Here is a 12,212-nt window from a genome sequence, read left to right as displayed (position 1 = left end):
GAACCCGCCCTCCCCGCACGCTGATCAAATGCACGCAGGCGCCACCGGGGTTGACGAAAGCTGCGATCACATCGATATCGCCAGTCCCGCCTTCCATGCTCTGCTGATCCTGAACCCGACGCAGCAATGCAATCTGATCGCGCAGCTCCGCAGCGCGCTCGAACTCGAGATTGATTGCAGCCTCTTCCATCGCCGTGGACAGTTCATTTGTCAGTGCATGACTGCGCCCCTCGAGGAACATCACCGAGTGCCGCACGTCTTCGGCGTACACCTCGGGCTCGACCAGCCCGACACAGGGAGCCTTGCAGCGTTTGATCTGGTACTGCAGGCACGGACGCGTCCGGTTCTTGTAGTAGCTGTCTTCGCACTGACGTACAAAGAATGTCTTCTGCAGAAGGCTGAGGCTTTCGCGAATTGCCCCTGCACTCGGATAAGGCCCGAAGTACTTACCCTTGGCCTTCTTGGCACCGCGATGAATGCTCAGGCGAGGGAATTGTCCGTCAGACAGAAACACATACGGATAAGACTTGTCGTCGCGCAACAGGATGTTGTACGGCGGCCGCCACTCCTTGATCAGCGTTTGCTCAAGCAGCAGGGCTTCGGTTTCGTTAGCGGTAATGGTAGTTTCGACCTGGGCGATTCGCCCGACCAGCGCGGCGGTTTTAGGTGCCAGTCCGGTTTTTCGAAAGTAACTGGCCAGGCGCTTCTTCAGATTCTTGGCCTTGCCGACGTACAACAGACGCGCATCGCTGTCGAACATGCGGTAAACGCCGGGGCGCCCGCTGACAGTCGACAGGAAGGCGCCGGAATCGAATGTTTCAGTCATGGTCAGAGGCTGGCATCAACCATGCCGTGACGAACTGCCAGAAGCGTCAGCTCGACATCACTGCTGATCGAAAGCTTCTCGAAAATGCGATAACGGTAGGTGTTTACGGTTTTTGGCGACAGGCACAATTTGTCGGAAATGATCTGCACCTTCTGGCACCCGACAATCATCAAGGCAATCTGGATTTCCCGCTCCGACAAGGCATCGAACGGAGAGTCGTTGGTTGGCTGGAAGGACTTGATCGCCAGTTGCTGGGCAATCTGCGGACTGATGTAGCGCTGACCGGCAAAGACCAGGCGGATGGCCTGTACCATTTCCGGCAATCCAGCACCCTTGGTCAGGTAACCCGCGGCTCCCGCCTGCAGCAATCGGGTAGGAAACGGATCTTCTTCGCACACGGTGACTGCAACCACCTTGATGTCCGGATGGCTGCGCAACAGTTTGCGCGTGGCTTCCAGGCCGCCGATGCCAGGCATCTTGACGTCCATCAGCACCACGTCTGGCTTCAGCTCACGGGCCTTGATAAGGGATTCTTCCCCGGACTCGGCCTGGCCAACCACTTGCAGGCCATCGATATCGGCCAGCATCCGTGTAATGCCCGTACGAACGAGATCATGGTCATCGACCACTAGCACCCTAATCAAGCAGACACCTCGCGATATGGTCTTATTGGGATGCCGGACACCTTAGCAAAAAGTGCCAGACAGACCTAGCGGCAAGCAGCATATAAAAAGTTTCAATTCATCATTCAGGGCTTGCCGGCCGTGCGTTTCAGAGCACACGTGTACTGAATTCGAGATGCATCCTCAGGAAACACTCGTCCTCGCCCTGCACAACCATTCCCTTTCTGCGATACAGGTTTTGCGCCGGATTGTTCTTGAACACTGTCAGACGCAATGCCGGGCGACGTTCAAGGTGCGCAATTGCAACAATCTGATCGATCGCCCAGGAACCTGCACCTTGTCCCTGAAATCCCCCGCAGACCTGTAACTCGCGAATGTACAACGCGCGGGCATCACGACTGAGGCTGAAATAACCTACTGGCCTGCCTTCGCATTCGATCATCCAGTTTTCGCGCCCGGCCCAGGCGATATCGAAAGCTTCGTCCTGCCACAGCAGATCGTAGCTGATGTAATAGCGGAGCATGTTCTGGCAAGTGATTTCTCGCGTAAACGACAGGTCATCGGGCGTCGCCGGTCGCAAATGAAACCTTGTTTGCACATCCACCACCTTCATGCCTTGCCCTCCCCTGATGCCAACCTCGACGCGACTCAACCTTGAACCGCTGAAAACGGCAGAGTGTGTCATAGCTTGCCGAAGGCTCAACCGATAGAGGACGTCTTGTACCTTCAATAGCATTTTCTGATTGCTGACGCGCATCAGGCTCTAGTAAGCTCGGCGCATTCATCGGAGACACATCATGTTCAACGCCCTTGCACAGCTTCTTGCCACCAGCGCCCAGCGCTCGGTTGCGGCTGCGCGCGTGAACAACATTTGCGCTCCAGCCAGCTTTTATTTTGGGTATTGGTTTAGCCACTGGCGCGCCTGATACCCACACGGCGCCCATATAGACGGGTCGCCTACCAGAGAATTCTCAACCCCCGGTCGGCCTCCCGACCGGGGGTTTTGTTTTTTCAGGCCCTGAACTTTCAGCGACACACCAGACATTTGAGGAATCACGACATGAACTACGCCACTTATTACCGCTACGACAGTTTTACCGCCTGGCGATTTAGCAGCCTCCGCTCGGGACAGCCTGCCGCCTCCGATCGGTCACCCACAGGTGGCAAGCCAACACATGTAGCCAATACGGCCAACTGTCGAACACCCCAATAGGGCCGAGTCGGCGGGAAAGACCCGCGACCAGCCCAGGAAGACCGAATATGAACTCGTCCGTTTCTGCTCTGCCACTGTCCACCCTGAACCCGGCCAACGAAGCATTGACCCTGCGTCTGCCCAGTTCGCTGCAACTCAAGCAGCAATTGCCCCTGAGCAATGCCTTGAACCAGCAGGTTGCCAATCACCGCCAGGCCATCCGCGCCATTCTCAACGGCGAAGACCACCGCTTGCTGGTCGTTGTTGGCCCTTGCTCCATTCACGATCCCGAATCAGCACTCGAATACGCCGAAAAACTTGCCCGACTGGCCAACGACGTCAGTCAGGAAATGCTGCTCGTGATGCGTGCCTACGTCGAAAAACCCCGCACCACCGTCGGCTGGAAAGGTCTCGCTTACGATCCCCATCTGGACGGCAGCGACGACATGGCCGCCGGCCTGACGTTGTCACGCGAACTGATGCTGGAAATGATCCGCCTCGGCCTGCCTGTTGCCACCGAACTTCTGCAACCCATGGCTGCTGGCTACTTCGACGACCTGCTCAGTTGGGTTGCCATCGGTGCGCGAACAACCGAATCACAGATTCATCGCGAGATGGCCAGCGGACTCAGCATGCCAGTCGGCTTCAAGAACGGCACCGATGGCGGAGTATCCATTGCCGTCGACGCAATGCGCTCAGCGGCTCATCCACATCGTCATTTCGGCGTAGACAGCCAGGGCCATCCGGCAATCATTCCGACTTCGGGCAACCCGGACACGCACCTGGTCCTGCGCGGCGGCCATCACGGGCCGAACTACGACCGCGCCAGCGTTTCCCGAATCCATACCGAACTGAGCCGCCTGAAAATCCCGAGCCGGATCATGGTCGATTGCAGTCACGCCAACAGCGGCAAGGACCCTCTGCGTCAGCCGGAAGTATTCAACGATGTGCTGGAACAACGCCTGCAAGGCGATCGCTCACTGGTCGGCATGATGATCGAGTCGCACCTGTTCGAAGGATGCCAGCCTCTGAGCGAGTCGTTGCGTTACGGCGTTTCCGTGACCGATGGCTGCCTGGGCTTCAGTGCCACGGAACACCTGCTGCTCAATGCAGCCGACCGCCTTCGGACACAACCTCTGCCTTGATTGCAAAAGCAGCCTTCCGTAGCAGATACGCGCGGAAGGCTGTTTGATCATTCCTGTACGTGCAACAAGACACCCTCGGAAACCTGGCTGACATCGTCCAGTCGCTCGACGGAATAAGACACACGCACGACCGTATTGATGTGTTCACGCCAGAATCGATGGGGAACGATAAAGACGATCGGCTCAACTTCCATCCCGCTGCTGATTTCCCGATCATCACGATGAAAGAAGAACTCTCCATCGCACTTGAGATAAACCAGCTCTCCAACCTCCAGCTGCGCATTGCCGATCACCACACTGACACCGTCAATCGTGTCCTTTACGTCGAGCACGCTGCCTTCCGCCTCCAATACTTGTGGCGCGGCCAGTTCGCCCCGCACCAGCGGAGCAATGTTGACTCGCATAACCCCTGACTCACGAATCGCACCACTTTTCTGTTCTATGCAGTACTGAACCACCACCTCTCCACCCAGGTGCGGGGCGATGAATTGTGGGTTGACACCGAATACCAGCGGCTCTCCAACAGCAAAGGATTCGACGATCAGACAGTCCCGAAAGGAAGCGTGCTCTACGGGACCTTGCCAGATCAACGCCACCCGGTCTCCCGCTGTCATTCCGGCGTAAGGCTGCAGGGTGACCGTGGTTCCATCGATGACACGCGCAGGCTCAAGACTCCCTCCGACAGCATCATCAATGATGGCCGGCAGCAGACTGTAACGAACATCTCCGACATCCAGTCGTTCTCGAGCGGAGGTCACCGGCATCGGCCTTGAAGCGCTGGTCAATGTCCAGAAGACCTCCAGTGATCCGCCGTCCAATGCCGCGATGTGAGGGTTTCTGACGACAAATACAATTTCCTTTCCCAACTGGGCTTCGCTGATGAATCGAACGCCTTCGTTTCGGTACGGCATGCCCTCGATATCAAGACCGTGCCAGCTCAATACCACCCTGTCGCCGCAAGCCATATCGGGATAAGGCGCAATCCGCACGACGACCTTGTTCCGCGAGGGATCAAGAACCGCATCCTCCACAGCGTCGAGGGTGACTGCGGGCAGTGAGTCAACCGGCTCATGACTGCAAGACTGCCCGGATGACTCGATCATTGTTGCGACCAAAGCGTTGCCTTGCGTTGCTTCCTGCGCGTTCTGCGTATTCATTCGTAGCTCCATTCCCTGGAAATACCCTGCAGCTGGCTTGCTGCGTCGAAGAGCCTCTATTCAAGCCGCTTCATCAACAATTTAATGTCGTCCGTTCGCTGTGCAGAACGCGGGCAAGTGCATCACATGAAGTAGGCAACGGCAGGAAAAACACATGGGGCAACGCAGGAGATGTCCAAACATTCCGATCTGGACTTCAAACATCAGGGAAGTTTCGTTCAGGTGCTGATCCAGTTTCCGGTGCTGAACCGGGACTCTTCATACATCGTGAGCTCCACGGCTGTTTTAGAGTGGCACCGTGTAAATATCGATGAAGTTCTGCGATCAAGGATGAAAAATGCAACGAAATGCCACAACTCTTTATCCCATCCTGCTGGTGCACGGTCTGTTCGGATTCGAGCACATCGGCCCTTTTGAGCTGTTCCACGACGTCAAACAGGCGCTGAAGGCCGTCGGCGTACAGGTGTTCGTGCCGCACCTGTCAGCCATTCATGACAATGAAGTACGAGGCAAACAACTGCTCGGGCAGATTGATTCTGTGCTCAGAGGCACAGGTGCGAGCAAAGTCAACCTGATCGGTCATAGTCAGGGCGCATTGGCGGCTCGCTATGCCGCAGCGGTTGCCCCGCAAAGGGTTGCTTCCGTGACTTCGGTCAGTGGACCGAACCACGGCTCGGAGCTCGCGGATTTCTTGCGCAAGGCACTGATTCCCGGAAGGTTGCCGGAGAACGTTGCGCAGAATGTGGCCACCCTGTTTTCCGACCTTCTATGCCTGCTCGGTGGAACCACAGTCCTGCCGAAAAATGCGCTGGCCGCATTGAATGCACTGACGACCGAAGGGGTCGGGGATTTCAATGACAAATATCCGCAAGCCCTGCCAGAGAGCTGGGGCGCGCAGGGAGCCGAGAGGGTCAATGGCGTCCGCTACTATTCCTGGAGCGGCGTTGTGCCGGAAATGAATCTGCAAACATTCGATCCTGTTCATGGCATTTGCCGGTCGCTGTCGCAGTACTTCATCACCGAGCCCGGCCAGAACGACGGGATTGTCGGCCGCTTCAGCTCTCATCTGGGCACCGTGATCCGTTCCGACTACCCATTTGATCACTTGCGCAGCTTGCGTCGGGCCACCGGTGAGCCTGCCGGCTCAGCCGATTCGATCCAGTTGTACGTCGAGCACGCCTTGCGCCTGCAGGCAGCTAATCTCTGAGAGCCGGCCTCAAACAGCCGAACGGAACTTTGCCGAGAAATCGGCCACTGAATCCGGTAGGCTCCACCCTTTACTGATTTGATTGGAGATTTTTCCCATGGCTAAAGCCACCGCCCGCCACATCCTGGTTTCCAGCGAAGACAAGTGCAACGAACTCAAGGCCCAGATCGAAGCCGGCGCCGATTTCGCTGAAGTCGCCAAAGCCAACTCCACCTGCCCGTCCAGCCGTCAGGGCGGTGATCTGGGCTCGTTCGGCCCGGGCCAGATGGTCAAGGAATTCGATACCGTGGTTTTCAGCGCCCCGATCAATGTCGTCCAGGGCCCGGTCAAGACCCAGTTCGGTTATCACCTGCTGGAAGTCACCAGCCGTCAGGACTGATCCTTCGTCCGCTGAGCTGTGTAACGGCCCGCCAGATGGCGGGCCGTTGTGTTTTGGTTACACCACGCGACTGGCGAACAGCGCTGCGCTCGCGTACAAATTGCGCTTATCGATTACCCGGCTCTAAGGCTGACAATGCGACTGGCTTTCTCCACTTTGATGTTCACTGCCGTGGCTCTGCTGCTGAGCGCCGCCGGTGTGAGCGCTGCACCGCAGCATGCATTGACCGTTTACGGCGAACCGGCAAAGTACCCGGCCAATTTCAGTCACTTCGACTACACCAATCCGCAGGCCCCCAAAGGCGGAACGATGCGTCGCTCGGCGATCGAAATCGGTCACTTCGACCATGTCCTGCCCTATATCGACAAAGGCATCGGCGTCACCCAGATCGATGGCCTGCTGTATTCCCCGCTGGCCCAGCGTTCGATGGACGAGCCCTACACCGTCTACGGACTGGTGGCACAAAAGATGGAGCGTTCCGAGGACGGTTTGTCCCTACGCTTCTTCATCAACCCCAAGGCACGCTTCGCCGACGGCAAACCGATCACCGCCGAAGACGTGCGCTACACCTACGACTTGCTGATGACCCAGGGCAGCCTGCGCTATCGCACCCAGTTCGCCGACGTCAAAGGCGTCGAAGTCGAGGCGCCGCTCACCGTGCGCTTCGATTTCAAAAGCAATGAAAACCGCACCTTGCCGCTGGATATCGCAACCCTGCCGGTGTTTCCCGAGCATTGGTGGAAGACCCGGGATTTCGCTGGCGGTGGCGGCTATGAACCTCCGCTGGGCAGCGGCCCGTACCGAGTCGGAAAAGTCGACTCCGGACGCAGTATCACCTTCGAGCGCAATGGCGACTGGTGGGGCAAGGACTTGCCGGTCAGCCGCGGGCTCTACAATTTCGATCACTTCAGCATCGAGTACTTCGGCGACACCGATGTCGCCCGCCAGGTGTTGCGCGGCGGCGCCTACGACTACAACCGCGAATTTTCCGCTACCGGCTACTCGATCGGCTACGACAGCCCGGCCCTGAGCGACGGGCGCCTGCAGAAGGCTCACCTGGCAACCGAGGCGCCGCAATCGGCCCAGGGCTTCGTGTTCAACCTGCAAAAACCGATGTTCCAGGACCGCCGCGTACGTCAGGCCCTGGCCATGCTCTGGGACTTCGAATGGAGCAACCGGCAGATGATGCGCAACATGTACATCCGCCAGCAGAGTTACTTTTCCAACAGCGCCCTCGCTGCCAGTGAACTGCCAGACGCCGCCGAACTGAAGATCCTTGAACCACTGCGCGGACAAATCCCCGACGAGGTATTCACGAAGGTCTTCGAGGCGCCGAAAACCGACGGCAGCGGACTGATCCGTGACAAGCAGCTTCAGGCACTCGAACTGCTTGAACAGGCGGGCTGGAAACCCGACGGCGACCAATTGGTCAACGCGCAGGGCGAGCCGCTGAGCTTCACCTTCCTGGTCAGCCAGAACGGCATGGACCGACTGCTGCTGCCCTACAAGCGCACGTTGAAACAGATCGGCATCAATCTCGATATCCGCCGCATCGACTCCTCGCAATACGTCAACCGGCTGATGAGCCGCGATTACGACATGATTGTCACGGGCTACCCGGTCACCACCTCACCCGGTGGTGAACTGCTCAACTACTTCGGGTCCGCCTCGGCCAACGATCCCGGCGCCAACAACTACATGGTGCTGAAAAACCCGGCGGTCGACACCTTGATCAATGGTCTGATCCGCGCCTCGACCCAGCCAGATATGCTGCATTACGCCCACGCGCTGGACCGGGTGCTGCAATGGAACTACTACTGGATCCCCAATTATTACCCGCCCGGCACCTCGACCGTCTGGTGGAACCGCTTCGGCATCCCGACCGTGCAGGCGAGCAATGACGAAGCGATCGAGAGCTGGTGGGAAATCAGCAGCACGCCGCTGACCAACCAGCAGATGACGGCCGAGAAGATCAGCCGTGGCAGACCCGGAGGGCCGCACTGATGTGGGCTTACATACTGCGGCGTCTGCTGCTGATCATCCCGACCCTGGTGATCATTCTGCTGGTCAACTTCGTGATCATCCAGGCCGCCCCTGGCGGTCCGGTGGAACAGGCCATCGCTCATTTGCAAGGCATCGGTGGCGCCAATGTCGGCGGTGGTGCAAGCGAAACCATGAGCAGCACCTCCCGCGCCAGCCGGGGCCTTGATCCGCAGCTGATCAAGGACATCGAAAAACAGTACGGCTTCGACAAACCGGCCCATGAACGCCTGTGGCTGATGCTCAAGAACTACGCGCAGCTGGATTTCGGCAAGAGCTTCTTCCGGGGCGCCACGGTCACCGACCTGATCCTGCAGAAAATGCCGGTGACCATTTCCCTCGGGTTGTGGGCGACGCTGATCACCTATCTGGTATCGATCCCGCTGGGCATTCGCAAAGCCGTGCACCACGGCAGTCATTTCGATATCTGGAGCAGTACGGCGATCATCATCGGTTACGCGATGCCGGCGTTTCTGTTCGCGATGTTTCTGATCGTTGTGTTTGCCGGCGGTACGTCGCTGAACTGGTTTCCGGTGCGCGGGCTTGTTTCGGACAACTTCGAGTCGCTGTCGACGCTGGGCAAGGTTGCCGACTACTTCTGGCACCTTGTTCTGCCGGTCACTGCACTGGTGATTGGTGGCTTCGCGACCCTGACCATCCTCACCAAGAACTCGTTCCTCAATGAAATCACCCGTCAGTACGTGGTCACCGCCCGCGCCAAAGGCCTGAGCGAACGCCGGGTGCTGTATGGCCATGTGTTTCGCAACGCGATGTTGCTGGTGGTGTCGGGCATCCCCCAGGCGTTCATCAGTGTGTTCTTCGCCGGCTCGTTGCTGATCGAGGTGATTTTCTCCCTCGACGGCCTTGGGCGCATGAGCTACGAAGCGGCCGTATCCCGCGACTATCCGGTGGTGTTTGGTTCGCTGTTCATCTTCACCCTGTTCGGCCTCCTGATAAAACTGATCGGCGACCTGTGCTACACGCTGGTCGATCCGCGCATCGACTTCGCCGCGAGGAATGCCTGATGTTCAAGCTCTCGCCTCTGGGCCGTCGCCGTTTCGAACGCTTCAAGAAAAACCGTCGGGGCTGGTGGTCGCTGTGGTTGTTCATTGGTCTGTTCGTGATCAGCCTCGGTGGCGAACTGATCGCCAACGACAAACCGCTGGTCGTCAGCTATCAGGGCCAGTGGTATTTCCCGGTGTTCAAGCGCCACACCGAACAGGAATTTGGCGGCCAGTTGCCGTTCCAGGCCGATTACCGCAGCGACTACGTCCAGAATCTGATCCGCAAGGACGGTGGCTGGTTGCTGTTTCCGCCGATCCCGTTCAGTGATGACACACCGAACTACGACCTCAACAAACCGGCGCCGAGCCCACCGACTTCGGTCAACTGGCTGGGCACCGACGATCAGGCGCGGGACGTACTGGCACGGGTGATTTTCGGCGCGCGAGTGTCGATCCTGTTCGCGCTGATGCTGACCTTTGTCAGCGCCCTGATCGGCATCGCGGCCGGCGCCCTGCAAGGCTATTACGGCGGCTGGATCGACTTGCTCGGTCAGCGTCTGCTCGAAGTCTGGTCGGGGCTGCCGGTGCTGTACCTGCTGATCATTCTGTCGGGGTTTGTCGAGCCGAACTTCTGGTGGCTGCTGGGGATCATGGCACTGTTTTCATGGCTGGCGCTGGTGGATGTGGTACGGGCCGAATTCCTGCGCGGGCGCAACCTCGAATACGTCAAGGCTGCGCGGGCGCTGGGCCTGACCGACCGCAAGGTGATCTTCCGGCACATCCTGCCCAATGCGATGAATGCCACGTTGAGCTACCTGCCGTTCATTCTGACCGGGGCGATTTCCACCCTGACCGCGCTGGATTTCCTGGGTTTCGGCATGCCCGCCGGCAGTGCGTCGCTGGGCGAGTTGATCGGCCAGGGCAAACAGAACCTGCAAGCACCGTGGCTGGGATTGACGGCGTTTTTCACCCTCGCGTTGATTCTGTCCTTGTTGGTATTTATCGGCGAAGCGTTGCGCGATGCCTTTGACCCGCGCTCATGAACGGATCCTTGAAATGACTGACAACCTGATCGAAATCCGTGACCTCAGCGTCGCCTTCAATGGCCAGACCGTGGTGCGCAATCTGTGCCTGGACATCCGCCCCGGCGAGTGTCTGGCACTGGTCGGCGAGTCGGGGTCGGGCAAATCGGTGACAGCCCACTCGATCCTGCAACTGCTCCCGGACAGCGAAGCCCAGACCACCGGCAGCATTCGCTATCGCGGCCAGGAGCTGGTGGGAGCTGATCCCAAGACCTTGCGCGACTTGCGGGGCAACCGCATCGCGATGATCTTCCAGGAGCCGATGACCTCGCTCAACCCGCTGCACACCATCGAAAAGCAGATTGGCGAAACCCTGCTGCTGCACCGAGGCCTGGGCGGCAAAGAGGCGCAGAAACGCATTCTCGAACTACTCGAACTGGTTGGCATCCAGAAACCGAAAGAACGGTTGAAGGCTTACCCCCACCAATTGTCCGGCGGCCAGCGACAACGCGTCATGATCGCCATGGCCCTGGCCTGCGAACCGGAACTGTTGATCGCCGACGAGCCGACCACGGCCCTCGACGTCACCGTGCAGCGCAAGATTCTGGTGCTGCTCAAATCCCTGCAACAACGGCTTGGGATGTCGCTGCTGCTGATCAGCCACGATCTCAATCTGGTGCGCAGCATCGCCCAGCGGGTATGCGTGATGAAGGCCGGGGAAATCGTTGAGCAGGCACCGTGCGAAACCCTGTTTACAGAGCCGAAACACCCCTATAGCTGCGTGTTGCTCAATGCTGAACCTGAGGGTGAAGCGCTTCCCCGGGATGAACGGGAAAACGTGCTGGAAGTTGAAGATCTGCGGGTCGACTTCGCGGTCGGCGGCGGGCTGTTCCAGCGCAAGCAATACCTGCGTGCCGTTGACGGTATCAGCCTGAACATCCAGCGTGGCAAAACGTTGGGCATCGTCGGTGAATCCGGCTCGGGCAAGTCAACGCTGGGTCAGGCAATCCTGCGCTTACTCGATTCCGAAGGCAGCATCCGCTTTCAGGGCCAGTCCCTCGATGACCTGAACCAGAAGCAAATGCGCCCATGGCGCCGGCAGATGCAGGTAGTGTTTCAAGACCCCTTCGGCAGCCTCAGCCCGCGCATGTCGGTGGCACAGATCATCAGCGAAGGGCTGGAGGTACACTGCCAGTCCACCGCCGATGAGTGCGACGCACAGGTGATTCGGGTGCTCAAGGAAGTCGGCCTCGACCCCGACAGCCGTCATCGCTACCCCCACGAATTTTCCGGTGGCCAGCGTCAGCGCATCGCCATTGCCCGGGCACTGGTGCTCAAACCGGCACTGATCCTGCTCGATGAACCCACTTCGGCGCTGGATCGCACCGTGCAGAAACAGGTGGTCGCCCTGCTCCGCCAGCTTCAGGAAAAACATGGCCTGACCTACCTGTTCATCAGCCACGACCTGGCGGTGGTACGCGCCCTGGCCCACGACATGATCGTGATCAAGGACGGCAAAGTGGTCGAACGCGGCGCCAGTCACGACGTGTTCGACTCGCCGCAGCATCCCTATACCAAAGAGCTGTTGGCGGCGGCGCATCCGGGATAGGCATAATC

General features: G+C 58.7%; 12 protein-coding genes. 8 read left to right on the top strand and 4 right to left on the bottom strand.

Annotated elements, in window-relative coordinates:
• The 3 genes from uvrC to AC3WRD_RS28895 form a co-directional block, all read right to left on the bottom strand.
• Positions 1–826 (bottom strand): excinuclease ABC subunit UvrC (uvrC, locus tag AC3WRD_RS28905; protein ID WP_146013110.1); only part of this gene is annotated, 826 nt, incomplete at its 3' end.
• A 2-nt stretch (positions 827–828) separates the two neighbouring features.
• A complete protein-coding gene (gene gacA, locus AC3WRD_RS28900) occupies positions 829–1,470 on the bottom strand; it encodes a response regulator transcription factor GacA (protein ID WP_032829778.1) in 642 nt (213 codons plus the stop codon).
• Between the two features lie 127 nt (positions 1,471–1,597).
• Positions 1,598–2,062, bottom strand: coding sequence for a GNAT family N-acetyltransferase (locus AC3WRD_RS28895; RefSeq protein WP_102622267.1), 465 nt, complete (start codon positions 2,060–2,062; stop codon positions 1,598–1,600).
• Positions 2,063–2,246: 184 nt separating this feature from the next.
• Between AC3WRD_RS28895 and AC3WRD_RS28890 the strand changes: the two genes are divergently transcribed.
• Entirely contained in the window at positions 2,247–2,375 is a 129-nt protein-coding gene (locus tag AC3WRD_RS28890; protein WP_255261935.1) for a hypothetical protein, read from the top strand.
• A gap of 334 nt (positions 2,376–2,709) precedes the next feature.
• Positions 2,710–3,786, top strand: a complete 1,077-nt coding sequence (locus AC3WRD_RS28885; protein WP_102622251.1) for a 3-deoxy-7-phosphoheptulonate synthase — start codon at positions 2,710–2,712, stop codon at positions 3,784–3,786.
• Positions 3,787–3,833: 47 nt separating this feature from the next.
• Here the strand turns inward: AC3WRD_RS28885 and AC3WRD_RS28880 are convergent, their stop codons facing one another.
• A complete protein-coding gene (locus AC3WRD_RS28880; protein WP_256580671.1) occupies positions 3,834–4,943 on the bottom strand; it encodes a hypothetical protein in 1,110 nt (369 codons plus the stop codon).
• 337 nt (positions 4,944–5,280) lie between these two features.
• Here AC3WRD_RS28880 and AC3WRD_RS28875 point away from each other — a divergent pair, with 337 nt between their 5' ends.
• From AC3WRD_RS28875 to AC3WRD_RS28850, 6 genes are all read left to right on the top strand, one after another.
• A complete protein-coding gene (locus AC3WRD_RS28875) occupies positions 5,281–6,150 on the top strand; it encodes an esterase/lipase family protein (RefSeq protein WP_102622252.1) in 870 nt (289 codons plus the stop codon).
• A gap of 97 nt (positions 6,151–6,247) precedes the next feature.
• Positions 6,248–6,529 (top strand): peptidylprolyl isomerase, encoded by a 282-nt coding sequence (locus AC3WRD_RS28870; RefSeq protein ID WP_041478733.1) that lies wholly within the window; start codon positions 6,248–6,250, stop codon positions 6,527–6,529.
• 135 nt (positions 6,530–6,664) lie between these two features.
• Positions 6,665–8,533: an extracellular solute-binding protein gene (locus AC3WRD_RS28865; protein WP_102622253.1), complete on the top strand. Its 1,869-nt coding sequence runs from the start codon at positions 6,665–6,667 to the stop codon at positions 8,531–8,533.
• Complete coding sequence (locus AC3WRD_RS28860) at positions 8,533–9,594, top strand: microcin C ABC transporter permease YejB (RefSeq protein ID WP_096821570.1); 1,062 nt, start codon at positions 8,533–8,535, stop codon at positions 9,592–9,594. The genes AC3WRD_RS28865 and AC3WRD_RS28860 overlap by 1 nt, the downstream gene beginning before the upstream one ends.
• On the top strand, positions 9,594–10,616 hold the full coding sequence (locus AC3WRD_RS28855) for an ABC transporter permease (RefSeq protein ID WP_102622254.1): 1,023 nt from the start codon (positions 9,594–9,596) through the stop codon (positions 10,614–10,616). Before AC3WRD_RS28860 ends, AC3WRD_RS28855 begins: the two co-directional genes overlap by 1 nt.
• 13 nt (positions 10,617–10,629) lie before the next feature.
• Positions 10,630–12,204, top strand: a complete 1,575-nt coding sequence (locus AC3WRD_RS28850; protein ID WP_102622255.1) for an ABC transporter ATP-binding protein — start codon at positions 10,630–10,632, stop codon at positions 12,202–12,204.
• The last annotated feature ends 8 nt before the right edge of the window (positions 12,205–12,212 follow it).

The sequence above is a fragment of the Pseudomonas sp. FW215-R2 genome (genome assembly GCF_058789255.1).
The sequence above is the reverse complement of the archived record's forward strand: the minus strand, read 5'-3'. Positions and strand labels throughout refer to the sequence as shown.

What these genes read in the sequence shown, in the direction of transcription:
- AC3WRD_RS28855 (WP_102622254.1), top strand. Translation starts at nt 9,594, where the DNA reads ATGTTCAAGCTCTCGCCTCTGGGCCGTCGCCGTTTCGAACGCTTCAAG.
- AC3WRD_RS28885 (WP_102622251.1), top strand. Translation starts at nt 2,710, where the DNA reads ATGAACTCGTCCGTTTCTGCTCTGCCACTGTCCACCCTGAACCCGGCC.
- AC3WRD_RS28890 (WP_255261935.1), top strand. Translation starts at nt 2,247, where the DNA reads ATGTTCAACGCCCTTGCACAGCTTCTTGCCACCAGCGCCCAGCGCTCG.
- AC3WRD_RS28870 (WP_041478733.1), top strand. Translation starts at nt 6,248, where the DNA reads ATGGCTAAAGCCACCGCCCGCCACATCCTGGTTTCCAGCGAAGACAAG.
- AC3WRD_RS28865 (WP_102622253.1), top strand. Translation starts at nt 6,665, where the DNA reads ATGCGACTGGCTTTCTCCACTTTGATGTTCACTGCCGTGGCTCTGCTG.
- AC3WRD_RS28880 (WP_256580671.1), bottom strand. Translation starts at nt 4,943, where the DNA reads ATGAATACGCAGAACGCGCAGGAAGCAACGCAAGGCAACGCTTTGGTC.
- AC3WRD_RS28895 (WP_102622267.1), bottom strand. Translation starts at nt 2,062, where the DNA reads ATGAAGGTGGTGGATGTGCAAACAAGGTTTCATTTGCGACCGGCGACG.
- AC3WRD_RS28860 (WP_096821570.1), top strand. Translation starts at nt 8,533, where the DNA reads ATGTGGGCTTACATACTGCGGCGTCTGCTGCTGATCATCCCGACCCTG.
- AC3WRD_RS28875 (WP_102622252.1), top strand. Translation starts at nt 5,281, where the DNA reads ATGCAACGAAATGCCACAACTCTTTATCCCATCCTGCTGGTGCACGGT.
- AC3WRD_RS28850 (WP_102622255.1), top strand. Translation starts at nt 10,630, where the DNA reads ATGACTGACAACCTGATCGAAATCCGTGACCTCAGCGTCGCCTTCAAT.